At 57.2% G+C, this 23,687-nt stretch carries 21 protein-coding genes; 11 read left to right on the top strand and 10 right to left on the bottom strand.

All coding sequences use genetic code 11. The annotated features are described in order from the left end of the window. The first annotated feature begins 7 nt into the window (after positions 1–7). From ACR0DH_RS12710 to ACR0DH_RS12690, 5 genes are read left to right on the top strand one after another with little or no spacing between them, the layout of a single operon-like run. On the top strand, positions 8–610 hold the full coding sequence (locus tag ACR0DH_RS12710) for an amino acid synthesis family protein (RefSeq protein ID WP_480549580.1): 603 nt from the start codon (positions 8–10) through the stop codon (positions 608–610). After that, complete coding sequence (locus ACR0DH_RS12705; RefSeq protein ID WP_480549578.1) at positions 582–1,409, top strand: alpha/beta fold hydrolase; 828 nt, start codon at positions 582–584, stop codon at positions 1,407–1,409. Before ACR0DH_RS12710 ends, ACR0DH_RS12705 begins: the two co-directional genes overlap by 29 nt. After that, a complete protein-coding gene (locus ACR0DH_RS12700; RefSeq protein WP_480549576.1) occupies positions 1,406–2,341 on the top strand; it encodes a flavin reductase in 936 nt (311 codons plus the stop codon). Before ACR0DH_RS12705 ends, ACR0DH_RS12700 begins: the two co-directional genes overlap by 4 nt. Positions 2,342–2,347: 6 nt before the next feature. Then, positions 2,348–3,385 (top strand): LLM class flavin-dependent oxidoreductase, encoded by a 1,038-nt coding sequence (locus ACR0DH_RS12695; RefSeq protein ID WP_480549574.1) that lies wholly within the window; start codon positions 2,348–2,350, stop codon positions 3,383–3,385. Between the two features lie 14 nt (positions 3,386–3,399). Further along, positions 3,400–4,863, top strand: a complete 1,464-nt coding sequence (locus tag ACR0DH_RS12690) for an aldehyde dehydrogenase (RefSeq protein ID WP_480549572.1) — start codon at positions 3,400–3,402, stop codon at positions 4,861–4,863. 31 nt (positions 4,864–4,894) lie between these two features. On the opposite strand, the gene ACR0DH_RS12685 is transcribed toward ACR0DH_RS12690, so the two are convergent. From ACR0DH_RS12685 to ACR0DH_RS12675, 3 genes are read right to left on the bottom strand one after another with little or no spacing between them, the layout of a single operon-like run. Further along, positions 4,895–6,427: a sensor histidine kinase gene (locus ACR0DH_RS12685; protein WP_480549570.1), complete on the bottom strand. Its 1,533-nt coding sequence runs from the start codon at positions 6,425–6,427 to the stop codon at positions 4,895–4,897. Continuing rightward, positions 6,412–7,104, bottom strand: a complete 693-nt coding sequence (locus ACR0DH_RS12680; protein ID WP_480549568.1) for a response regulator transcription factor — start codon at positions 7,102–7,104, stop codon at positions 6,412–6,414. Before ACR0DH_RS12680 ends, ACR0DH_RS12685 begins: the two co-directional genes overlap by 16 nt. 13 nt (positions 7,105–7,117) lie before the next feature. Next, positions 7,118–8,641 (bottom strand): DUF4153 domain-containing protein, encoded by a 1,524-nt coding sequence (locus ACR0DH_RS12675; RefSeq protein ID WP_480549566.1) that lies wholly within the window; start codon positions 8,639–8,641, stop codon positions 7,118–7,120. Between the two features lie 402 nt (positions 8,642–9,043). Here ACR0DH_RS12675 and ACR0DH_RS12670 point away from each other — a divergent pair, with 402 nt between their 5' ends. The 5 genes from ACR0DH_RS12670 to ACR0DH_RS12650 are packed head-to-tail and all read left to right on the top strand — an operon-like array spanning position 9,044 to position 17,213. Beyond that, entirely contained in the window at positions 9,044–12,274 is a 3,231-nt protein-coding gene (locus tag ACR0DH_RS12670) for an adenylate/guanylate cyclase domain-containing protein (protein WP_480549564.1), read from the top strand. Positions 12,275–12,299: 25 nt separating this feature from the next. Further along, positions 12,300–13,178, top strand: a complete 879-nt coding sequence (locus tag ACR0DH_RS12665) for an encapsulin (RefSeq protein WP_480549562.1) — start codon at positions 12,300–12,302, stop codon at positions 13,176–13,178. Positions 13,179–13,191: 13 nt separating this feature from the next. Then, on the top strand, positions 13,192–14,022 hold the full coding sequence (locus ACR0DH_RS12660; RefSeq protein ID WP_480549560.1) for a DUF3237 domain-containing protein: 831 nt from the start codon (positions 13,192–13,194) through the stop codon (positions 14,020–14,022). After that, entirely contained in the window at positions 14,015–16,138 is a 2,124-nt protein-coding gene (locus ACR0DH_RS12655) for a hydroxysqualene dehydroxylase (RefSeq protein ID WP_480549558.1), read from the top strand. Before ACR0DH_RS12660 ends, ACR0DH_RS12655 begins: the two co-directional genes overlap by 8 nt. 4 nt (positions 16,139–16,142) lie before the next feature. After that, complete coding sequence (locus ACR0DH_RS12650; protein ID WP_480549556.1) at positions 16,143–17,213, top strand: polyprenyl synthetase family protein; 1,071 nt, start codon at positions 16,143–16,145, stop codon at positions 17,211–17,213. Between the two features lie 9 nt (positions 17,214–17,222). Here the strand turns inward: ACR0DH_RS12650 and ACR0DH_RS12645 are convergent, their stop codons facing one another. From ACR0DH_RS12645 to ACR0DH_RS12635, 3 genes are all read right to left on the bottom strand, one after another. Beyond that, positions 17,223–17,687: a hypothetical protein gene (locus ACR0DH_RS12645; RefSeq protein WP_480549554.1), complete on the bottom strand. Its 465-nt coding sequence runs from the start codon at positions 17,685–17,687 to the stop codon at positions 17,223–17,225. 107 nt (positions 17,688–17,794) lie between these two features. Beyond that, entirely contained in the window at positions 17,795–18,484 is a 690-nt protein-coding gene (locus tag ACR0DH_RS12640) for an RES family NAD+ phosphorylase (RefSeq protein WP_480549552.1), read from the bottom strand. Then, entirely contained in the window at positions 18,481–18,990 is a 510-nt protein-coding gene (locus tag ACR0DH_RS12635; RefSeq protein WP_480544713.1) for an antitoxin Xre/MbcA/ParS toxin-binding domain-containing protein, read from the bottom strand. Before ACR0DH_RS12635 ends, ACR0DH_RS12640 begins: the two co-directional genes overlap by 4 nt. Positions 18,991–19,133: 143 nt before the next feature. Here ACR0DH_RS12635 and ACR0DH_RS12630 point away from each other — a divergent pair, with 143 nt between their 5' ends. Continuing rightward, complete coding sequence (locus ACR0DH_RS12630; RefSeq protein WP_480549550.1) at positions 19,134–19,919, top strand: ABC transporter permease subunit; 786 nt, start codon at positions 19,134–19,136, stop codon at positions 19,917–19,919. 12 nt (positions 19,920–19,931) lie between these two features. On the opposite strand, the gene ACR0DH_RS12625 is transcribed toward ACR0DH_RS12630, so the two are convergent. From ACR0DH_RS12625 to ACR0DH_RS12610, 4 genes are all read right to left on the bottom strand, one after another. Next, positions 19,932–20,570, bottom strand: a complete 639-nt coding sequence (locus ACR0DH_RS12625; RefSeq protein WP_480549549.1) for a nucleoside/nucleotide kinase family protein — start codon at positions 20,568–20,570, stop codon at positions 19,932–19,934. Further along, positions 20,567–21,343 carry an ATP-binding cassette domain-containing protein gene (locus ACR0DH_RS12620; RefSeq protein WP_480549894.1) on the bottom strand — a complete coding sequence of 259 codons (777 nt, stop codon included), beginning with the start codon at positions 21,341–21,343 and terminating at the stop codon, positions 20,567–20,569. Before ACR0DH_RS12620 ends, ACR0DH_RS12625 begins: the two co-directional genes overlap by 4 nt. Then, positions 21,343–22,416 (bottom strand): ABC transporter permease, encoded by a 1,074-nt coding sequence (locus ACR0DH_RS12615; RefSeq protein ID WP_480549547.1) that lies wholly within the window; start codon positions 22,414–22,416, stop codon positions 21,343–21,345. The genes ACR0DH_RS12620 and ACR0DH_RS12615 overlap by 1 nt, the downstream gene beginning before the upstream one ends. Before the next feature lie 112 nt (positions 22,417–22,528). Beyond that, on the bottom strand, positions 22,529–23,545 hold the full coding sequence (locus tag ACR0DH_RS12610) for a substrate-binding domain-containing protein (RefSeq protein WP_480549545.1): 1,017 nt from the start codon (positions 23,543–23,545) through the stop codon (positions 22,529–22,531). Positions 23,546–23,687: the final 142 nt, after the last annotated feature.

The following is a 23,687-nucleotide window of genomic DNA, read 5'->3' as shown; positions in this document are numbered from 1 at the left end:
CAACCACATGCCCGCCGAAATCCGCAAAACCCTGCTGCATGTCGAAAACACCCTGATCGAAGGGGGGAAGGTGGCGGAAACCCCGCTGAAGATGATTGCTGCCGTTGCAGTCATCAGAAACCCCTGGGCCGGGCGCGGTTTTGTGGACGACCTAAAGCCAGAGATCCACGATTGCGCGCCGGGATTGGGTAAGATGCTGACCGACATGGTGCTGGAGGCTGCTGGCGGTGGCGACAAAGTCGAAGGCTATGGCAAAGCCGCGATTGTCGGCGTGAATGGCGAGGTCGAGCACGGCTCGGCCCTGATCCACACGCTGCGGTTTGGCAATTTCTACCGCGAGGCCGTGGGCGCGAAATCCTATCTGGCATTCACCAACACACGCGGTCCGGCCAATGCCGAGATGCAAATCCCGCTGATGGACAAGAATGATGGTGGGCGGCGTAGCCACTACCTGACCATTCAGCTGCAGGTGGCAGATGCCCCCGCACCAGATGAGATCATGATCGCATTAGGGGCCTCCATCGGGGGCCGTCCGCATCACCGCATTGGCGACCGGTATCAGGATCTGAAGGAACTGGGTCATGACGTCGACAACCCTGCAGCTGTCTGAACCCTTCGGGCAGGTCTCATACCGCGAGGCGGGACAGACCCATGCGCGGGTTCGCGCACCCGTCGTGCTGATCCACGGGGTTGGCATGCAGTCGGCGGCCTGGACCCCGCAGATCCAAGCGCTGTCGAAGACGCACCATGTGGTCGCTCTGGATATGCCGGGACACGGGGGCAGCGACCCGATCCCCGCAGGCTCGGAGCTTCCGGTCTTTGTTGGTTGGCTGCGCGCCGTTGTCGATGCGCTTGAGCTAAAGCAGGTGAACCTGACCGGTCACTCGATGGGTGCCCTGATTGCAGGCGGTTTTGCAGTTTGCCACCCCGATCGCGTTGCGCGCGTTGCACTGCTGAACGGCGTATTCTGTCGCGACACAGCGGCCAGTGATTCAGTCGTCGCACGGGCTGAACAGATCAGGGCTGGATCGTTCGATCTGGAAACACCCTTGCAACGCTGGTTTGGGGATACCCCCATGGAAAAACAGGCCCGAAAGGATGTGGCAGGGTGGCTGTCGGAGGTGGATATCGCCGGCTACGCAACAGCCTACGATGCGTTTGCCCGTGGCGATGCGCTTTATGCGGAACGGTTTGACAAGATCACATGCCCTCTGCTGGCTTTGACCGGTGAGGACGATCCGAACTCCACCCCCGCAATGTCGCATGCGATGGCCAGTGCGGCCCCCAATGGCCGCGCCGTGATCATCAAAAACCACAGGCATATGGTAAACCTCACGGCACCGGATGAGGTCAACGCAGCCCTGACCGACTGGTTGCATATGCCAACTGAACAGGACGTGCTGACATGATTGAATTTAACCCAAGCACACTCGATGACCCGCGCGCGCTACGCAACGCCTTTGGCAGTTTCATGACAGGGGTGACTGTTGTCACCACCCATGACGATGCTGGGGAACCGTTGGGCTTCACCGCGAACTCGTTCACTTCGGTCTCGCTGAATCCGCCTTTGGTTCTGGTTTGCGTGGCCAACACCTCCAGCAACTACGAAAGCTTCGCCGCAACGAAGCAATTTGCCATCAACATCCTGTCCGAGGCACAAATCGAAGTGTCCAACACCTTTGCCCGCCCAGTCGAGGATCGGTTTGCAGCCGTTGACTGGCAGCCGGGACCCCATGGTTCGCCCATTCTGAGCGATGTCTCTGCCTGGTTCGACTGCGTCATGCATAAGACCGTTGATGCTGGCGATCACCTGATCCTGATTGGTCAGGTCAAAGCTTTTGATCAGGATATCGCGCCGGGTCTGGGTTATGCGCGTGGCGCCTATGTCACACCAGCGGCCGAGGCGCGGGCACTCAGCAAACGGTCTGACATGGTGGTTTCCGCCTTGATCGAGAGGGATGGCGAAATCCTGTTGCAAGATGATGGCAATGGTCACCTGACCATTCCCAAAACCGATGATGTGGCGGGCGGTGCAAATGCTGCACTCGCGCAGCTGATCCGGGAAAGCGGCATCCACGCCGAGCCCGGGTTCATTTACTCGGTTTTTCAGGATGAAGCGCGCAAACAGCAACATATCTCGTTCTTGTGTCAGGCAGACAGCGGCGACCCGGCAAACGGTATTTTCACCGAAATCACCGCTACAACGCTGATGGATGTCTCCGACCCTGCACTCTGTACGATGTTGGAGCGGTTTGCGGCGGAAAGTCAGCTCGGGAACTTTGGGGTGTATTACGGCAACGAGGTCAGCGGTGAGGTCAAGCCGCTGTCCGGCAGGAGGTAAAGGCGCATGAAATTCTCGCTCTTTGCGCATATGGAACGGATCTCGGAAGATCAGGACCAGAAGCAGCTTTATGATGAGTTCATCCAGCTGTGCAAAATCGCTGATGATGGTGGCATGCACGCGGTCTGGACCGGTGAACATCACGGGATGAATTTCACCATCGCGCCGAACCCGTTCCTGAATCTGGTCGATGTGGCGCGCCATACCAAAAACGTGCGGCTTGGTACGGGTACGATCATCGCCCCGTTCTGGCATCCGATCCGACTGGCGGGTGAAGCGGCAATGACGGACATCATCACGGATGGCCGTCTGGATCTGGGTATCGCGCGGGGCGCTTACAGCTTTGAATATGAACGGCTGATGCCCGGTATGGATGCCTGGGAAGCCGGGCAGCGGATGCGCGAGTTGATCCCGACCGTTCAGAACCTTTGGCAAGGGGATTACGCACACAAAGGTGAGTTCTTTGAGTTCCCAAAAACAACCTCAGCCCCGCAGCCGGTGCAACAGGATGGACCCCCGATCTGGGTTGCGGCACGCGATCCGAACAGCCACGAGTTCGCAGTGTCAAATGGCTGCAATGTGCAGGTGACCCCGCTGTGGAACGGCGATGAAGAGGTCACAAGCCTGATGTCCAAATTCAACGACGCCTGCGCCAAATTCCCCGACATTCCGCGCCCGCGTATCATGCTGCTGATGCACACCTATGTGGCCAGCGATGAGGCGGATGTGAAACAGGCGGCGATCGAGTTGAACCGGTTTTACAACTATTTCGGTGCCTGGTTCATGAACAAGCGCGAGATTACACAAGGCCTGATCGATCCGCTGACCGAGGAAGAGATCGCAGCGCATCCGTTTTATTCCCCTGAAAACATCGAGCGCGATCTGGTCATCGGCACGGTTGACAGTGTTATTGACCGTCTGCGCAATTATCAGGCGTTGGGGTATGACGAATACTCGTTCTGGATCGATTCCAGCATGCCGTTCGAGCGCAAGAAAGCCTCGCTTGAGCGGTTTATCAAAGACGTCATGCCGACGTTTCAATAAAGAGGTGCCGAAAAATGCAGCGGTTTCAACAGTATATTGATGGCGCATTATCGGACGGTGCGGCACAGTTTGACAGTCTGGACCCGGCAACCGGCGCGGTTTGGGCAAAAATGCCCGAGGCCAGAGCGGAAGATGTCAATCAGGCTGTCGAAGCCGCAGATCGTGCGTTTTGCGCACCTGACTGGGCGGGGATAACAGCCACTGCTCGGGGTAAATTGCTGTATCGGCTGGCTGATCTGATCGCAGAAAACGCCTCGCGTCTGGCCGAACTGGAGACTCGCGATACCGGCAAGATTATTCGCGAAACCTCGGCCCAGATTGCCTATGTCGCCGATTACTATCGCTACTACGCCGGACTGGCCGACAAGATCGAAGGGGCGCATCTGCCCATCGACAAACCGGATATGGAGGTCTGGCTGCGCCGCGAACCCATCGGCGTGGTGGCGGCTGTGGTGCCCTGGAATTCGCAACTGTTCCTGTCGGCGGTCAAGATCGGCCCTGCCTTGGCGGCAGGCTGCACGGTTGTTCTGAAAGCCTCGGAAGAGGGGCCAGCCCCGATGCTGGAATTTGCCCGCATCTTCGATCAGGCGGGCTTTCCGAAAGGCGTGCTGAACGTCATCACCGGCGGGCCGGTCGTCGGCGCCACCCTGACCGGCCATCCGAAAGTGGCGCATGTTGCCTTTACCGGCGGGCCGGAGACCGCGCGCCATATCGTGCGAAACTCGGCTGAAAACCTGGCCTCGACCTCTCTGGAGCTGGGTGGAAAATCACCGTTCATCGTGTTCGAAGATGCCGATATCGAAAGCGCCGTAAACGCGCAGGTTTCGGGGATTTTCGCGGCAACAGGGCAGAGCTGTGTTGCCGGTTCGCGGCTGGTGGTGCAGGCCTCGATCAAGGACGAATTCCTGTCGCGGCTCAAGGCCAAAGCCGAAGCGGTCGTGATCGGCGCGCCCGATGACATGAGCACAGAGATTGGCCCGCTTTGCACCCTGCGCCAGCGCGATCACGCGGTCGACCTGATCCAGCGCTCAATCGCACAGGGGGCCATGCTGATCACTGGAGGGCACCCGATTGACCGGGATGGGTTCTATTTTCCACCCACTATTCTGGATTGTTCGGACGTGCCGGACGCCGATAGCCTGACAAACGAATTCTTCGGCCCGGTCTTGTCGGTTGTTTCGTTCGAGACCGAGGCCGAAGCCATCAACATTGCCAACGATACACAGTTCGGCCTGGCCTCGGGCCTGTTCACGCAGAACCTGACACGTGCGCATCGCATGATCCGCGCCATTCGTTCGGGCATCGTCTGGGTCAATACCTATCGTGCCGTCAGCCCCATCGCCCCGTTCGGAGGCCACGGCCTGTCCGGTCATGGGCGCGAGGGCGGCCTGCAAGCGGCGCTGGATTATACCAAGATCAAATCCGTCTGGCTGCGCACCAGCGACGACCCGATCCCGGACCCGTTTGTCATGCGCTGATGGCGAATGCGCCCAAATGCCTCTGTCACTTTCAGGCAGATTTCTGATCGAATGTGATCAGGAAACAGGCCCCTTCCTGGCTTGGACCCACGCTCAACTCTGCCTCAACCGCCTCGGCGGTGGCTTTGACGATATTCAGGCCCATGCCGGTGCCGCCACTGTTCCGGCGCGTTGTGAAAAAGGGTTGCAGCACCTTCTCGACATTCCCCTCGCTGATCCCCGGACCATCATCCTCGATTCTAAGACCCGCCTGATTGATACTCAGGCGCACACGGCCTGCGCCATGTTGATGCGCGTTCTGCAACAGGTGGGTCAGCATGATCGACAGGGTGCTTTTATCGACCGGCAGAGGCTGGATGTTGTTTTCAATCTCCAGCGTCAGTTGCGGAAAGGCCTGCCTCAACTCGGCGGCGATATCTTCCAGACAACAGGTTCCGGTCAGGGCGCTCTGATCGGCCAGGCTGAAGGCGCGCATGTTTGACAGCAAATCCTCCATCCGCGTGCTGCTTTTGTCCACAGCATCCAAGAGCCTGTGCTTTTGGGATTTGGGCAAACCGTCGTCGCGCAACAGCTCAGCCGCGCCTTTCAGCGCAGTCAGCGGCGATTTCAGCTCATGGGTCACATGGGCCGTATAGGTTTTCAGCGCATCCTGTTTACTTTGCAGACGCTCAGTCAGAGACTGAAAGCTGCGGCTCAGATCCTCAAGCTCACGCGTGCCCAGTTGATCGGGCGGCTCCCACGGTTGGCCTCCGTACCCGGCGGATTGGCTGCGCTGAATCAACAGCCGAATGGGCTGCGTGATGAAGCGCCAGAAAACATAGCCGATCAGCGCGGTCGACAGCGCGACAAAGGCCGCCGCCTTGATCAGATTGAACCGCTCACCATAGAGGAAACGGAAAATATGGTTCGGTGTCCGGCTGAGATAGACAGCACCAATCAGCGTTTCGCCGTTGAATACCGGCATGGCAACAAACACCCGCACACGCGCGCCGCGGCTCAGAGTATAAAGGGCAGGGGGCCGGTCCTCGCGCAGTCGTGTCCGCGCGACCGAGGCCGTTTCGCCAGACAGGGCAAGCTGCACCTCAGCCACATGGCCCAGTCCCTTGTCGATCTCGGCGGTACCGGCAAAAACATTGCCATCGGTGTCCAGAAACCGATACCCGACCAGCGTGCGCGCCTGTGCCGCGTCAGAGATACGGGTCAGTGGCGCAGCGATCGCCTGATATACCCGTCCGGATGACGCAGAAACCTGCGTCGCATCCGGGCGCGGCGGCAGGATCGTCTCTCGATTGACCGACAGCGACGGGAAGACCGGGTCATAGCTTGCGCCTGGCCCCGTGTCGGACGTTTGCGACCCTGTTTGCTCGGCATAAAGCTCGGCAAAGGTGGCAGACATCACCGCCGCTTGGGACAGCAGGCTTTCCTCGGTTTGTTGTACCAGCTGACTGTCGTAGAACCGGAACAGGATCAACCCGGCAAACGGTAAACACAGGACTATTGCCAGCACCAGCAGAACCACGGTCCAAAGGCGGGGGCGCCATCTGCGCGCTAACCGGAGGTGCATGAACCCATCCTGAGGCCGACACCATGCACCGTCACGATCCCCTCGGCGCATCCGACAGCAGTCAACTTGGCCCGGATGTTGCGGATATGACTGTCGATGGTCCGATCCGAGACGTGAATGTTATAGCCATAAAGCGCGTCCACCAAATGCGCGCGCGACAGAACATGATCGGGACGGGCCATCAACGTCGCCAGCAATCTGAATTCCGACCCGGTCAACGCCACGTCAGTCGCGCCAAACCGACAGAGATGCCGGTCAGGATCAAGCGCCAGATCACCGTGCACCAGCCCCTGTTCCGTCGGAGCGCTGGACGATCCAGTGCGCTTCAGGATGGCCCGGATGCGCGCCACAAGCTCCCGCGGCGAGAATGGTTTGGTCAGATAGTCATCAGCACCAATTTCCAGGCCGACAATCCGGTCAACCTCATCATCACGCGCCGTCAGGAACAGGATCGGCACATCCGAGGTTTTGCGGATTTCGCGACACACTTCTAACCCGTCTTTCTCAGGCAGACCAATGTCCAGAACGATCAGGTCAGGGTTTTCTGTTTGGCTGCTTTGAAGCGCTGTGACGCCATCAGTGGCAAACAGGGTCTCATAACCGGCTTTTTCAACCGCGATCCCGGTCACGTCCAGGATATTGGGGTCGTCATCGACGACAAGAATGCGAGAGGGCATCAAACGCGGTCCTTTAGATGTGTTGCTGATAATAGGCTTGGATTCGCCATCTCCGAAAGCCCCATTCGCGCCATGTGTCGATACGGTTTCGGTTTAGGGCGTAGCGCATAGATCTGCCACACAGCTGTTGGTTGGTCTCAAGCTCGTAGGCGTGGATGACGGGGTAAGCGTCAGTGCCCAGGTTGCAAATGTAGTAACCATCGCGTGAAGCAACATCTCCGTGACGCAGGTTGTAGTTGGCAATGATTTCAGCAAAATTTACAAAGCAACAGGCATATAATGTGACCAGCGTCGCCACAAAGCACCGCCGCAGTAGCCAGACACGGGTTTGACCCAGGTGGATTTGCAACAGGGTCAGAACCAGCCCAATCATCACCAGCGCCATCCAGATGAAGGCGGCGACCCGCAAATGGGTCAGTGCGTAGGCCTCAACATAGAATTGCAATCGAAAGGCTGCGGTCACCACCAGAAACACGTTCTGCGCAAGCCACAAATAGACCAGCGCCCGCAGCGTTGCGTCGGTTCTGATCATGGAGTGGGTTGCCAAGGTGAACAACCCTGCCAGCAAGGCGGTCACGACCAAGGGATAGGCGCCCCGGTGGGCATAGGTCGCATAGCTCATTCCCTCGGGCAGCGCGACGCCACCGGTCAGGATGCCAAGGTCCATGACCGTCTGCACAAGAAACAGAAGATTGAACAGCATCAACGAATTGCGCACAGACGCCGGGTTGATCAAGAAAGTGGATCGGGCAGGCCCGGCCATCGGAGCAACAGGTTGGCGGGTCCTTGGACCCAGCCACGGGTCGCTGAGGTTCAGGTAAGGCCAGATCAGACAGGCACATATGCCCCAGAACAAGGCGCGAAACCAGAACTCGCTTGCAAGCAGATACCCCGGATCAAGCGCCTCAATCACGTTTTCAAGCACTGGGTTTGCGATGGCCAACAAGGCCAGAAACACCACCCCCATGATCAGCGGCAACAGCAATGACGCTGCGTGGCTTCGCAGACCCGTGCCCAAATTGACATCGTGTTTTTCCGACAGGACGTCTCGGATCAGCATAGCAGCGCCAATAGTCGGCAAGCGGAACGCCAACCGCACTGCTGCGCCTTCATTCGACTTTCCACCATAAACAACCCAAACCGCCAGACAGATAACGCCGCCCAGACTGAACAGCACCGACAGGAATTGAAGATCAATCGCCACCGGCAGATTGCATAACGCAGTAAATCCGATTGCCCAAATCCATTCCGATCTGCTGGGCCGTTCGCGTTTGGCAAACATGATCGCAGCTGACAGAACCACCGCAAACACCGCAATCGAAATGCCCAGTGGCTGCTTCCAAAACAACCAATCCGCTAATGTGATCAGCGCCGCCAACACCGGGATCGCGTGCTGAATACGAACCGCGCTAAGCAATGGGCCGTTTGGTTTTGTGCTGCGAGGGTGATCCTGCTGCGTTGTGGTGATCGTTTCCAACCACCACGCATCACGTTTGATGCGGTCGGGAACGCCTTGGATGATCAGCTCTTGCCTCATGTTCTGCCCCTTGTTTGCCAGTCTGATTGTTGGCAAACCTGCCCATGCCAAATGCAGCTTTACCGATCTGTGCGCGTAGGGATCGGGGGGCTTTCGTGCAGGTTTCGTGCAGGTTGGGAAAGACGGTCCGGCGTAGAACAAACCCTGTCATCCAGAACCGGACTTGCCGAAGAATCGGCATCGATCCCGAAATATCGAGTAACGTCGATACATAAGTCACTAATATTTAGTGAATTGACGTTCGCGTAACTTAAAGTCTGGAAATTTCCTGTAACTTCTGCAAGATACGTCGACACGTTTGGAAATACGCTCTTCCAAAAATATGGATTCGGTGGGGTATTGCCGATATTCTGGCGCAAAGAGCGAGCGTCAGCAGGGGGACACTAACATGGGCGAGGGGTCATGACAAAACTTGTCACCCATTCAACCCGTCTTGGCAAAGTCCTTGCCCAGGCTGGGCTGGAAGAGTTTTTGCCCCGATTTGCCGAAGAAGAAGTCTCGGATGATATTATCGATGATCTGACCGACCCTGATCTGCGCGATCTGGGCCTGACGGTTGGTCAGCGAAAGCGCTTTCGCCAAGCTCAGATCGCATTGAAAACATTGGATATTGCGGATGACCCGCAGGTTTCTCGCGTGGCCGAACGGCGCCAGTTGACGCTGGTATTTTGCGATCTGGTGGGGTCAACCCAACTGGCTCAGCGTTATGATCCAGAAGAACTGATGCAAATCATGACGCTGTATCTGGATACCGCCATCGGTACGATGAAACGGCATGGTTGCCACCTGGCGTATCGCCAGGGCGATGGGATCATGATGTATTTCGGCTACCCCAAAGCGATGGAAGATGATGCCGAACGCGCGGTTCGGGCCGTTCTGGAAACCATCGAGGCCGTACAGAATCTGGATACGAAGTTCGGCGAAAACCTGAATTTGCGCGCGGGTATTGCCACAGGCCTTGTCGTTGTGGGTGTCGTCACCTCAAAAAGCCTGGGGACAGAGGATTTTCTTGTCGGTGAAACTGCAAACCTGGCCTCGCGCCTACAAGGGCTTGCCAATCCGGGTGAGGTAATCGTTTCTTCGGAAACGCAGCAGCTGACCAAAGGCACGTTCGAATTCGAGCCGCGCGGCAGTCACGAACTCAAAGGGTTTCAGAACGAACGCACCGTGTATCGCGTGGTGTCCGAGACACTGTCATCCAGCCGCTTTGATGCGCGTTCAGGGCCATCGGCTGTGACCCTTGTTTCTCGACAGAACCATCTGTCAACGCTGACGGACCTGTGGGAGCGTGCGAAGGCTGGCACGGGTCAATTGGCCTTTGTTGGCGGCGCGCCGGGAATTGGCAAGTCGCGTTTGATAAAGTCACTGTCCGAGACGCTGGGCACTGAACCCATTACGTTGCAATGTGTGCCGCATCTGGCCAGCTTGCCACTGCACCCGCTTCAGGGAAAGCTGCGCAGCCTGTCACGCCATGGATCTGACGAAACAGACGTTCGCGCTGCGATCTCGAAGTTTGCTGAACGCTCGTCCCGGCTGACCGAAGCAGATGTTCCCCTTTTGGTGGACCTTGCGGGACTTACTACGGAAACACCAATCGAATCCGACCCGATGAAAAAGGCGCGCATGTCGTTGGACATGTTGATCCGATGCACGGCCAGCATCTGCGACTACAACGGCTCGATGCTGCTGGTATTGGAAGATGTGCATTGGGCGGACGCCACAACACTAGACGCGCTGGATGCGCTGTTCGGCGTTTTGGAACAATTCCCGATCCTTGTGGTCATGTCACACCGCCCGGAATACCAACCGCCCGAGCATTTCACTGGTCGGGCAGAGTTCATTGACTTGACCCCGCTGGGCAAAACCGAAGCATCTGAACTGGTGCGCCGCGTAGCGGAACCGCGCAGCCTGCCGGTGATCCTGATCAGGCAGATCATCGAGAAGGCGGATGGCGTTCCGCTCTATATCGAGGAAATGACCAAGGCCGTTCTGGATCAGCTGCCACAGGACGCGCCGATCGATACCGCTGTTCTGGATGCACTGAGCATCCCGACGACCCTGCAAGATTCGCTGATGTCACGTCTTGACCGCATGGAAAATGCGAAACCGATTGCACAGCTTGGGTCGGTGATCGGCCGCAGCTTCACCGCGCCGATGATCCGTGCTGTTGCACCGGATGATACCGATGTGGATGCGGCTCTGATCCAGTTGATGGCCGCCGGGCTGGTGCTGGCCACAAGCAAGGCAGGCACCGCCACATATACATTTAATCACGCGCTTGTTCAGGATACCGCCTATAGCTCGTTGCTGCGTGATGACCGCGAGAAGATCCATCTGAAGATTGCTCGGGCTCTGTTGGACGGTAACAAGGCCTTTGGCACACCCGCCCCCGATACGGTTGCCCACCACTGCGATCTTGGCGGGCTGAATGATGAAGCGGTGACGCATTGGGTCACCGCCGGGGAACAGGCGCTGTCGCGGCTTGCGAACCTACCTGCCATATCGGCCTTCCGGGCCGCACTGCGGAACATCGAAACGCTGCCCGGCGCCGCCGAACGGGATGGGCTGGAATTGCGCGTTCAGATGAACGTACTGCCTGCCTATATGGCGATCTACGGCTGGTCCTCGGATCAGGTTGCCCAAACCGCCGCACGCGCCATGGAACTAGCGCAGGCGCTTGGCGACGGCGAAACGCTGTTTGCGGCCACCTTCTGCCGCTGGACCCATTTCTTCGTGGCTGGCGAAATGAATCGCGCGATGGAAATGGGGCAGGCGCTTGATGGGATGGCAAGCGTGGCAAAGGACCCCGTTACCAACGTTCTTGCGGCGCGCGCACTGAGTTTCACACACTACTTTCAAGGTGATTTCGAAGCGTGCCAGGCTCAGGTCGCACGGGGGCTTGATCTGATCTCGCCGGAACTGGATGCTGCGACGCTTCCAATGACGCAGTCCTCGACCGCCGCGTCCCTGCATGCGATCCGGGGCTGCCTGTTGTGGCAATTGGGCCAGTTTGACGAGGCCGAAGCCGCCCGTCTGGAATCTATCGAGATTAGCCGATCCCTGAAACACGCGCCCAATCTGGTTTACATCATGGGCGCTTGTTCGATGTTCCTGCCTTATGCGGGTGAATGGGAACGGATGGACAAAACGATGAAAGAAGCCCGTCAGATAGCGGATGAAGAAGGGTTTCTGTATCTGCACGCGATGCAGGACATCTATATGGGCCTTGCGCAGGCGGGAATGGGCGATGTCGACGGCGGTGCAGCGCGGGTTGAGACCTATATGGACATGGTCTCGAACGCGGGTGGCAATTTTACCTTCCCGCAAAACCAGATCGTTTTGTCAGAACTGCAAATCGATCAGGGCAATATCGAACAGGCGCTGGACCGGCTTGAACGTGTTTGCCAGCCCGGATGGACCCGTGGTGAGCTGTTGAACAAGCCTGAATATCACCGCGTCCGGGCCAAGGCCTTTGCCGCTCTGGGCGATATAGACAAAGCTATGTCCGAAGCGGAAACTGCGCTACAATTGGCCCAAGATACTGGTGCCATTGTATTAGAAGATCGTGCCCGGCGGCTGTTGGAAACGCTGAGCGCTGAAACAACAATTGATAAAGCTGCCAATATTAGTTGAGCAGTCCCAACAGGAGGGATTTTTGATGACCGAAGCACTTGATTGGAGTCAAGAGCAGTGGAGCACTGTTAGTCAGGTTGTTCACGATGAAGCGCTGCGCGCGCGTGTTGCGGCCAGCTTCCTGCCGCTCTATGGGCCTCTGCCTGCCGACACTCAAGCTGTTCCCTTGAACAGTCTTGAACTTGCCGCATCGCCGGGTGGGGCGGCGAAGCGCTTTGTCGTGAATGACTACGACACAACCCGACTGTCGACAGTGTCAGTTAATGTTTATCTTAAAAACGCCCAGATGTCGGATCCTGAATTGTCGGCAGCTCAGATCATGTTCCGCCGCGCTGCCGCAGTAGTTGCCCGCGTAGAAGATCAGATTGTTTTCAACGGCCAACCCGGCACCGGTAAAGGCCCGACCCCGGCAGGTCCCGAAAAGCTGCCCGAAGTTTATACGGTCAGCGGTGGCGGCAAGTATGATGGCCTGCTGCAGGAAGGGGTAAAAAACCCGACCACAGGCACCAAAGCCGGGGCCACCCCGACTGGGGACGAAGTCTTTCAGGCGGTTGTTGCCGGGATCAACAAGCTGGAGACCGAAGGGCATCTGGGGCCATTTGCCTGTGTGATGGGCAACACTCTGTTCCGGGCGGTCACGACGCCTTTGCCAAACTCGATGGTTTTGCCGCGCGACAGCATTCTGCCGTTCCTGGATGGTCCACTGCTGCGCTCGGGCGCTATTCCAGAGGACAAGGCCATTCTGGTCTCGCTGCAAGGTGCACCGATTGAGATCGTCGTGCCATCGGATATCTCGGTGAAGTATCTGCAAACTTCGGCCGATGGTGACAATATCTTCCGTGTCCAGCAGAAGTTCCGCCTGAGGGTCAAAGAAGGCGAGGCCGTCACCACAATCTCGTTCTGATCTGGACATGGTCATGCGCGAGTTCACCGATAAAGGGGTTACTCTGCGTTGGTCCGAGGCGGTCACGCAGGTGGCCAGTGGTGTACAACGGGTTCTGGTTGAGGCCGGACCCGCCGTGTCATCGCATGACACGCTGCGTCTGATCTTCTCAGAAAACGGCGGGACTGAACGCGCGGTCCGGGGGTGGCCTGTAGGCTGTGATCCGCAGACTGGAATGCAGCAATTTGCGGCAGCTTTGCCAATGGCTATGAAAGGGCACCCTTTGGCGTGGCGACCGGTTCTAACCGCGAGTGGACGAGAGATCGACCCGGGCCAACAGACGATGACGAAGCCTGAACCTGCCAAGATAACAAAGGTCGATCAGCCGTCACCGTCTCTGGAACATATTGCGCATTTCGTTGTGCCCTTTGAGGCGAATTTCCATGCAACGGGCGAAACTCCGGATGGCATTTGGCTGCATTTTGCCATCCGCGAAGGGGGCACCGTAACAGGCCTAAAGCTGAACGGCACAATAGAACCCGTTGGCGGTGATTGGATGCAGGTCCGACCAGACGGTGTTGGGAGCCTGCATGCCAAAGCGATGATCAAACCCTCAGATGGTGGCGCGCCGATCATGTTCGATGACAGCGGCATCTGTGATTTTGGGCAATCTGGGTTCGCTGCGCTTTGCAAGGGGCAGTTGCCCGCCACCGCCCCCGTGCGCATCGCCTCACGATATCTGACGTCAAACGCGCGCTATACCTGGTTGAACCGGGTGCAGGGATTTGGGATTGGACAGGCCAGCCTGTCTGATGTGACTCTACGTTTTGACGTCTATTCCGCGAAAGGAACATCCGATGACTAAGAAGGTCGTCATACTGGGCGGAGGCGTGGGCGGGATGAGCGCCGCGCATGAGCTGATCGAACGTGGCTTTGAAGTTGAGGTTCACGAACGTCAGCTGATTGCAGGCGGCAAGGCTCGCAGCATTCCCGTGATGAAAAGCGAAGATGATCGCGGATCAAAGGCCAAGCATATCAAAGCGCTGCAGCAATGGGTTGATATGGATGGCGCTGATTTCCCGCCCGGCGTCAAACGACCATGGCTACCTGGGGAGCACGGGTTCCGGTTCTTTCCAAATTTCTACCGGCATATCACCGATACGATGGCGCGCACGCCCTACTACGACAAGGGGACCTGTTACGACAATCTAATGCCGACAACCCAAGTTCTTGTCTGCCAGTTTGACAAGCCCGGCATCATCGTACCCGAGCGGTTTCCACGATCTTTGAAAGAATTCGCCGACGCGCTTAAGACGTTCGCCTATACGATCTCGCCTCGAGACCAGATTGGTTTCGAAGATGTCGAGCATTTCCTTAGCTGCATGTGGCGGATCGCCACTTCGTGCAAAGAGCGCCGCGATGACGAATATGAGCGCACCGGCTGGTGGGATTTCATAGGGGCCGAGGAACGGTCAGAGGCGTATCAGAAATTCCTGGCCATCGGCCTGACGCGATCACTGGTGGCGGCCAAGGCGAACACGGCCAGCACAAAGACCGTCGGTGATATCGCCATCCAATTGCAGATGGGCATTGCCACACCCGAGCCTCATTGTAACAGGCTGCTGAATGGGCCGACCAATCTAGTCTGGATACAACCCTGGCTCAACTACCTTGAAAGCAAAGGGGTGGTCTACAAGTTCGACTCGAAAGTAACTGGGATCGAATGCCAAGACGGGCGCGTTGTCAGCGCAACGGTCGAACGCGATGGGCGGCAGGAAACCGTGACCGGAGACTGGTTCATTAGCGCCTTGCCGATCGAACGGATCGCCCCACTTGTGACCCCTGCCATGACAGCCATTGATCCCGCCTTGGCCAAGTTGAAATTGCTGGCCGAAAACGTGCAGTGGATGAATGGCATCCAGTATTACCTGACAAAAGATGTCGAACTGACTCATGGTCATGTGATCTTTATCGACAGTCCTTGGGCTTTGACCGCCGTGTCGCAAAAACAGTTCTGGCCCGATATCAACTTCGAGAATTGGGCCGAAGGTAAAACCAAGGGCTTGCTGTCCATCGATATCTCGGAGTGGGATAGGCCCGGGATGAATGGCAAGACCGCGCGCAACTGTACCCGCGACGAAATTGCGGATGAGGTCTGGGCCCAACTCAAGCGCAGCCTCAATGTGGATGGCCAGACCATTCTGCGGGACGAGGATATGCACTATTGGTTCCTCGATCCCGATATTGTGGCCGACCCGGAACATCCCTCTCGCATGACCAATGTCGAGCCATTACTGGTCAACCGTATCAATACATGGCGCCTACGCCCGAACGCGGCCACGCTGATCCAGAATTTCTTTTTGGCGTCAGACTATGTGCGTACCTATACCGATCTCGCCACTATGGAAGGCGCGAACGAGGCAGCTCGGCGGGCGGTCAACGGCATATTGCGGCGCAGCGGTTCGGATGCCGAACGCTGCAAAATTTGGGATCTGCATGAACCTGACATCCTGCGCCCGTTGCGTGCCTATGACTACGCGCGGTATCAGGCCGGCTTACCGTGGGATGAGAGGTTTTCAGAGGCAGTTCAAGCCTCGTTGCGGTCTGCACAGGATACTACCGGCACGACCGGCGGTGGCGAGGGACCGTTGGCTGCGGTGGGACCAGCGGCCGGTGAGTACTCGAAACCTGGTGGAATTGTCGAAGAACCTGCCGTGGCAGACGCGCTGCGTATGGTCTGCCCACCAGAAGCACTATACGATCTGATGGCGTCTTATGTGCCCGGCGTCGACATTCCGATACCCGGTGCTGAACAGGCTGAAACAGCGGCCCTGGATGTCGTCGGAAATAGTGCCGAACCCTCGTCTTTGCCCGGGGTCAATCGCGTTATGGGAACGTCTTTGAACTCAAAGTCTAACCCGAAGGGCGGCCGCGCAGGTGGCACCTCAGGTCGCAAAGTCACTATTACGCAGAAGGGTTGAACCCGTGGGCGCATCAACCGCGCAATTGGATCCGGCAGCAACGCAGGGCTTTCTGGAACAGCTGACCCAATATGGGGATCAGGCACGTCAGGCATTGCTGGCGCGGTTGCCCATGACCGAGCCGCAGGATTATCTTTACGGCCCGATGCGCGACTATATCGAGACCTCGGGTAAAGGCTTGCGCCCCGCGTTGCTGCTGGCCACGTGCGAGGCGTTCGGCGGTAAAACCGATGACGCCATGGTCTCGGCTGCAGTGATCGAACTGCTGCACAATGCCTTTCTGATCCATGATGACATCGAAGATGTCAGCGACTTTCGGCGGGGCAGGGAGTGCATGCATAAACGCCTTGGCGTACCGATGGCCATCAATACCGGCGACGGTATGCAGGCGATGGCCTTACGCCTGCTGCGCGACAATCTTGACCCCCTAGGCCCCGAAACTTCGGCTCGGGTTCTTGACGAATTCGACCACCTGTTGATGCAATCCATTGAGGGCCAGGCGATTGAACTGGGCTGGATCCGCGACAACCGGCTGGATGTGACCCCGGCCGACTATCTGAATATGTGTTTGAAAAAGACCTGCTGGTACAGCTTCATTCACCCAATGCGGATTGGGGCACTGATCGCACGACCGGAAGATGTCGCCTCGGGCAAGCTCAATCTGGACGATTTCAACGCGTTTGGCTTCTTTCTGGGTGCTGCCTTTCAGATACAGGATGATGTTCTGAACCTTGTCGGCAGTCAGGACAAATATGGTAAGGAAATCGGCGGCGATATCTACGAAGGCAAACGGACCTTGATGCTGAGCCAGTTGAGCCAGCATGGTGAAACGCGCGAGAAAGACCGGCTGACTCAGTTCCTGTCCAACCCCAGGCAAAACAGGTCACCCCATGATGTAGACTGGGTACTGGATCGGATGCATCACTATGGATGCGTCGAATATGCCCAACGTGGCGCAGATGATCTGTTGCAATCCGCCCGTCAGGAATTCGAACATGTCTTTGCCGGTGCCGAAGGCGGGCCGCGTGCTTTCCTGGGTCAGTTCATGGATTATCTTGTCGAAAGGCAAGTCTAGCGGGTAAGATCACCCGTCCACAATCTCGAAGATCACCACCATGGCAGATGTCTCTGACCCGAAGCTGTGAACCCGCCCGTGATAACGGCCCGGTTCGGCCAGATCATGCACCGTCAGTATGACGCGCACTTCACCCACTTCGCCCGGTGCAAGCCGCACCGCTGGTGGGTCGACACGCAGCCGATCTGCTGGGATCACAGCTCCTTCCTCATTGGTCAGGTCACCGGGTTCAAACCGCAACTCCACCGTTTCACCATCAGCAGGGGCGGCAACCGATAAAACAATTGTTCCTTTGCTGCCGGGAGTGCAAACTGTGCGGCATTGAAACGGCCCGTCCAGCGGCAGTTTCTGACCACTTTCCGCATCCAATACGCGCCGGGCCAGTTCAGTTATCGGTGTCTGATCCAACACAGGCGCAGTCGGGGCGACGGCGTCAATCATGCTGGCATAAGGTTTTCGCTCAAAATAAGGCATGTCTAAATGTGCACCGGTCGCGACGCTCAGTAAATAGGATTCTCGCTGAATTTACATGGGAATTGCGGTTTTCAAACGTGCTCGATCAGTCCAGTCTGACGTGACAATTACCGCAGTTCTTCAACGGTGACTTTACCGCTTGGCCGCACATCGATCTCAAAATGGCGGGCTTGCACAACATCCTGCACGGCGGGCGGCACAAAACAAACCCAGTTCTCATGGCCCGGTCGGCGTACACTTTCGTACCGGATACCCACGCGCGCTACTGCAGACCCTGTCTGGCGGACATATTCGCCAAAACGTTGAGGGGTAGGATAGGTCGCATCATCGGGGTCATGAAACTCGGGGTGTCGACCGAAAACATCGATAAAAGTTCCGATCAGCCGCGCCTCATACTCCCGATAGGACTCGCGCTTATGGTTCAAACCAGACAAGGTGATTTCCTTGCGCAACCCATTGGCGACCTCGAGCACCGAGGTCATCAGATCAGTTGCAGCATACCATGCCCCCAAGACCACTGAGGTAAAGCGCATGCCCGTGACCGACCCGTGCAGAAACGAGGACATGACAATGCTGGCATTCGGTCGACCATAGACCCATTGCGACCGATCCAGCCGCGATAGGCGCGTGGCCACCAGCCGGTCATTGGTCCAGCCTTCAAGCTCAAAGATATCCGCCAGATCGTCCTCGCTGGTCACGGCCTCGAAGGCTGGAACAGGGGGAAACCGGGTTGGGATGATACGACGGGTTGATGTTGGGGCTTGCGCGCCGGGATAGGCGGTCAAATCCCAACTCACAGAAAGACCACATCGTCTTCGGTAACCGGCTCGAAACTGCCCTCGGGCGCACCATGACCCATTTCACCCCCGCGCCAGGCATCCAGATACCGGCGCACATTCATCATTCCGTCCTGCCCGCCGCCGACGATCAGGTCCAGCGGCGAGGACCCGGCAAAGATCGTGCCCTGATGCGGGCTGCTCAGCCATTTCACGGCCTGATCCTGATCCAGAAACAAGATCGCCAGGGCCTTGTAGATTCCCAGAACAGCTGAAACGCGTACCAGAGTGTCAAAGGGCAAAGAAATCGGTTTGTGATCCACAGCTTTCTTGATCCAGGCATGATAGGTCGACCGACCAGGATGCCCCAGCGCCGCGATCCTTTGTGCCTCGCTCAGCCCCCAAGCATCGGCGATGTTACGAAATGTACGCAGCCCTGGCCCGCTGAGACGCGCGCGATCAGCCGTGCCAACCGGGATCAGTAGCGGGGCTGTTGCAATATCTTGCGGTAGGGTTGCGATTTCCATGGCTCAGTGTCCAATCTTGGATATATTGTCTATATATAGACAATTTGTTTGGAAATCAACCATCGCGCGCGTTGACCACGCAGGCCGGTTTGTCTATCCCGTCTAGGCTGAAGGACGCAAATACAAAGAAATTGGGCGATCGCTTGAACAAAATCAGCCTTCTGGACCATGCAATCCTGATGATCGGCGCGGTTGTGATGACTGGTCCAATTGTGGTTTTGGGCTGGCAACTGGTGGCCAGCGTCGGTGTGGAACAACTGGGGGCGCTATTCACTAATCTGTGGGTCAACGGCGTCAGTAGCAATGCGATCAGCGCCGGCGCAATGCTGTGGAACTCGTTGGTTGTGGCCATTGGCGTTGCCATTCTGAAATGCGTTGTTTCCATGCTGGCGGCCTATGCTTTGGTGTTTTTTCGCCTGAGGTGGAGCAACCTGATCTTCGGAGCAATCCTGTTGGCTATGTTCTTTCCAATCGAAAGCCGTATGCTGCCTACGTTTGCCGTGACCAGCGATTTAGGACTTCTTAACTCCTACGCCGGGATGATCCTGCCTATCACCGCCAGCGGGCTGGGCGTGTTGGTTCTGAACCAGTTTCTGCGGCAGATTCCTGTGGAATTGATGGAGGCTGCCCGAATGGACGGTGCAGGGCCAATGCGTTTTTTCCGCGATACGGTTCTGCCCTTGTCGCTTCCGATGATTGCTGCCCTGTTTGCGATCCTGTTTGTATTCGGCTGGAACCAATACGCCTGGCCAATCATCATCATGACCACCAGCCTCACGCATAGCACTCTGGTCAGCGGGATGACCTATGCCGGGGTGGGCAGCCCATCCGGAATGGCGCTGGCCTTGATGGCCTTGGGGCCACCGGCCATTATCCTGCTACTGGTTCAGCGCCAGCTCGTGCGGACCCTGACCGCTGGAATTCATTAACAGCGAAGCGGCTTAGTTCAGAACCAGGTCAGCGCGGCGCGAGTTTGATAGAATGCGTTTTGCGTTAGGGATGTCATTGGCGAATGCTCGATCTCTGGCGTCGTCCGGGGGTAGACCATGATCCAACCAGCGTTGTTGAAGCCTCAACTCCAGAGTTTTCAAATCAACATCGAGGAAAACACTCAGCGCCCAATGCGCGGATAGATCGGACCAGCTGGGTTCTTGCAGCAACAAATAATTGCCTTCGACCAGAACAAGCTGTTGATCGGGTGTCACCAACGCACGGGCGGCGATGGATTTGTCGATCTCGCGGTCAAACTCCGGGACCGCGACCTCGCCCTCGGCCAGCAATCGCTGCAACAAGGCTTGAAACCCTGCTACATCAAATGTCTCGGGCGCACCCTTGCGAGGAAGCAGATCGCGAGCAGAAAGAATGGCGTTGTCATAGTGAAACCCGTCCATCGACACGAGGCCTGTGGCGATCCCTTGTTGTTGCAAAAGATCACGCGTCAACGCAGCGACAGTTGACTTCCCTGCCCCTGGCGGACCGGCGATAGCAACCAGATTTCGTGTCTGAGACCGTGGTAGCGCCCGGACCGCTTCGGCAATACGATGCGCCAGTGTCAGCGCGCTAGAGCTGCCGTTGCTCACGCCGCCACGCCTTCACGCGGGGGTTCTTTGGCACCGGTCATGAAGGCCACCGCGTCCGACATGGTGTGGTCTTTGGGATCAATGACACAAAGCCGTTTGCCAAGACGATGAACATGGATGCGGTCAGCGACCTCGAAAACATGGGGCATATTGTGGCTGATCAGAATGATCGGAATGCCGCGCGATTTCACATCCTGGATCAGCTCCAGAACCCGGCGACTTTCTTTGACGCCAAGTGCCGCTGTCGGCTCGTCCAGAATGATGACCTTCGATCCAAAGGCTGCGGCCCGCGCGACGGCGACGCCCTGACGCTGACCGCCCGACAGCGTCTCAACCGCCTGATTGATGTTCTGGATGGTCATCAGGCCCAGTTCGCTCAGCTTGTCGCGTGCGAATTTTTCCATCGCGGGCCGATCGAGCATGCGAAACAGCGAGCCCATCGGGCCCTTGCGCCGAATTTCGCGCCCCATGAACATGTTGTCAGCAATCGACAGGGCGGGGGACATGGCCAGCGTCTGATAAACCGTTTCAATCCCTGCTTCGCGCGCGTCGATGGGCGAGTGAAACTGGACCTTCTGCCCATCCAACCAAACATCGCCTTCATCTGGAGTGACCGCACCCGAAACCGCCTTGATCAGCGTGGACTTACCTGCGCCGTTATCCCCGATCACCGCCAGGATCTCACCCGGCATCAGGTCAAAGTCACACTGGTCCAGTGCTGTGACCTTGCCGTAGCGTTTTACAAGGTTGCGTCCTTTGAGAATGGGTTCCATCAGGCTGATACCTTTCTGATCCATTGGTCGACCGCGACCGCTGCAATGATGAGGATACCAATCAACAGGAAGGTCCATTGTGCATCCGCCCCTAGTAGGCGCAGACCCAGCGTGAACACCCCAACGATGAGCGCCCCGAATAGCGACCCTAAGATCGAGCCACGTCCACCAAACAGAGAGATGCCCCCGATTACGACCGCTGTTATGCTTTCGATATTCGCCAGTTGGCCCGAGGTCGGCGATACGGAACCGATGCGACCAATCAGGGCCCAGCCCGCAAAGGCGCAGATCAGACCGGATAGCATATAGACGGACATCAGGGTGCGATGCACATTAACACCGGACAGTTCAGCCGCTTCAGGATCATCGCCCACTGCGTAAACATGTCGCCCCCAGGCCGTATGCCTGAGCGCGTAGGCCAGCACCAATATAAGCACCAACATGAAGACCACGCCGACCGTAAAGACGGCACCGCCTATGTTGAACTTTTCGCCAAATATTTGAAGGATTGGCGCGTTTGCCTCAATCTCTTGCGAGCGGATTGTCTCGTTTTGAGAATACAGGAAATTTGCCGCCAATACGATCTGCCACATGCCCAGCGTTACTATGAAAGGCGGCAGTTTGATCCGGCTGACCAGATAGCCATTGATCGCGCCGATCATCGTCCCAACCGCCAGGCCACAGACAATCGCGACTGTGGGTGGCAGTCCGTAGCGAAAGGTGAATTGCCCCATCACCACCGATGACATGACCATGATCGCACCCACGCTCAGGTCAATGCCGGCGGTCAGGATGACAAGGCTTTGCGCAGCGGCAACTATGCCAACAATCTGCACTTGTTGCAGGATCAGTGTCAGCGCGAAGGGTGAGAAGAATTTCGACCCCAAAAGCAACCCGAATATGATAATGGCAACCACAAGGACGATCAGCGGAACAAGTGACGGATTCACGTGCAGGAAATGCTGAACCGTCCCGACAAATCCCCGGTGATGATCTTCAAACTCAGCGACCTGATCCGGGCTGCCCTGTGCAGCAGATTCGAAATCATCGGAGTGTCGTGGTGTATCGGACATAAATGGATCCCCCAAGCGTCAAGAGCCCGTCTGCGGACCACTTTAGCAAGTTTTTGGGTGAGAATGAGATGAGATGGCAGGAGGCCACTTCGCAGCCTCCTACATGATCAGTTTAACCCCAGCAGAGGTTCATGCCTTCTTCGATCGTGATGGACTCAACCCCATCCGCGGCTTCGCCTGTTACAAGCGCCACGCCGGTGTCAAAAAAGTCCTTGCCCGGTGTGTTTTCAGGTTTCACGCCCTCATCGGCCCATTTCTTGACAGCCTCGACACCAAGCGAGGCCATCAGCAGCGGGTATTGCTGCGATGTTGCGCCGATCACGCCATCCGCCACGTTCTGAACGCCAGGGCAACCGCCATCGACAGAAACGATCAGCACGTCATTCTCACGTCCAATGGCTTTGAGCGCTTCATACGCGCCCGCGGCAGCTGGCTCGTTGATCGTATGGACCACATTAATCGTCGGATCTTTGGCCAACAGGTTCTCCATCGCGCGGCGACCGCCTTCTTCGTTACCAGCTGTCACGTCGCTGCCAACCAGACGCGGATCATCCTCATCGCCAATCACATTGGGATCGGCCAGATCAACACCAAACCCCTGCAGGAAACCCTGATTGCGCAACACATCCACAGTAGGCTGGCTTACAGCCAAATCCAATGTGGCGATCTTGGCGTCATTTGCGGCATCGCCCAGCGTTGCTTTGGCCCATTGACCAATCAGAAGCCCGGCCAGGAAGTTATCAGTAGCAAAGGTCGCATCCGCTGAATCAATAGGCTCCAGCGGGGTATCCAGTGCAATTACCAGAACACCCGCATCCCGCGCTTGTTGTACGGCGGGAACGATCGATGAGGTATCAGAGGCCGTCAGAAGAATGCCTTTGGCGCCGTCCAGAATGCAGGTCTCAATCGCCTGAACCTGGGTCTCGTGGTCGCCATCCACCTTGCCGGCAAAGGCTTTGAGCGTCATGCCAAGTTCTTCCGCTTTGGCAGTTGCACCCTCTTTCATCTTCACAAAGAAGGGGTTGGTATCGGTCTTGGTGATCAAACATACGGTGGTGTCTGCAAACGCACCGCCCGCCGTGACGGTCAACGCCAAAGCTGTCGCGCCTGCGAAAGTCGCAAGTTTCATGAAATATCCTCCCAGTTTCTCCCATGCCGTGTTGGCATATGCGCAATCGGCCGGGTCGGGCCTGATCGTGCCCCAAAACCATCACAAGAATCTCAAAATGAGTCAATAAATAAATCACTCTTATTTATTATTGACAGAATGA

It is taken from the genome of Ruegeria sp. I1 (genome assembly GCF_056532675.1).
Note: the sequence above shows the minus strand (reverse complement) of the source record. Positions and strands in the feature narration are given on the sequence as shown.

Excerpts from the sequence above, each read along its gene's own strand:
- ACR0DH_RS12655 (WP_480549558.1), top strand. The coding sequence starts at position 14,015 with ATGACTAAGAAGGTCGTCATACTGGGCGGAGGCGTGGGCGGGATGAGC.
- ACR0DH_RS12710 (WP_480549580.1), top strand. The coding sequence starts at position 8 with ATGCCCGCCGAAATCCGCAAAACCCTGCTGCATGTCGAAAACACCCTG.
- ACR0DH_RS12675 (WP_480549566.1), bottom strand. The coding sequence starts at position 8,641 with ATGAGGCAAGAGCTGATCATCCAAGGCGTTCCCGACCGCATCAAACGT.
- ACR0DH_RS12700 (WP_480549576.1), top strand. The coding sequence starts at position 1,406 with ATGATTGAATTTAACCCAAGCACACTCGATGACCCGCGCGCGCTACGC.
- ACR0DH_RS12635 (WP_480544713.1), bottom strand. The coding sequence starts at position 18,990 with ATGGAAATCGCAACCCTACCGCAAGATATTGCAACAGCCCCGCTACTG.
- ACR0DH_RS12695 (WP_480549574.1), top strand. The coding sequence starts at position 2,348 with ATGAAATTCTCGCTCTTTGCGCATATGGAACGGATCTCGGAAGATCAG.
- ACR0DH_RS12670 (WP_480549564.1), top strand. The coding sequence starts at position 9,044 with ATGACAAAACTTGTCACCCATTCAACCCGTCTTGGCAAAGTCCTTGCC.
- ACR0DH_RS12610 (WP_480549545.1), bottom strand. The coding sequence starts at position 23,545 with ATGAAACTTGCGACTTTCGCAGGCGCGACAGCTTTGGCGTTGACCGTC.
- ACR0DH_RS12705 (WP_480549578.1), top strand. The coding sequence starts at position 582 with ATGACGTCGACAACCCTGCAGCTGTCTGAACCCTTCGGGCAGGTCTCA.
- ACR0DH_RS12615 (WP_480549547.1), bottom strand. The coding sequence starts at position 22,416 with ATGTCCGATACACCACGACACTCCGATGATTTCGAATCTGCTGCACAG.
- ACR0DH_RS12660 (WP_480549560.1), top strand. The coding sequence starts at position 13,192 with ATGCGCGAGTTCACCGATAAAGGGGTTACTCTGCGTTGGTCCGAGGCG.
- ACR0DH_RS12690 (WP_480549572.1), top strand. The coding sequence starts at position 3,400 with ATGCAGCGGTTTCAACAGTATATTGATGGCGCATTATCGGACGGTGCG.
- ACR0DH_RS12680 (WP_480549568.1), bottom strand. The coding sequence starts at position 7,104 with ATGCCCTCTCGCATTCTTGTCGTCGATGACGACCCCAATATCCTGGAC.
- ACR0DH_RS12645 (WP_480549554.1), bottom strand. The coding sequence starts at position 17,687 with ATGCCTTATTTTGAGCGAAAACCTTATGCCAGCATGATTGACGCCGTC.
- ACR0DH_RS12665 (WP_480549562.1), top strand. The coding sequence starts at position 12,300 with ATGACCGAAGCACTTGATTGGAGTCAAGAGCAGTGGAGCACTGTTAGT.
- ACR0DH_RS12685 (WP_480549570.1), bottom strand. The coding sequence starts at position 6,427 with ATGCACCTCCGGTTAGCGCGCAGATGGCGCCCCCGCCTTTGGACCGTG.
- ACR0DH_RS12620 (WP_480549894.1), bottom strand. The coding sequence starts at position 21,343 with ATGGAACCCATTCTCAAAGGACGCAACCTTGTAAAACGCTACGGCAAG.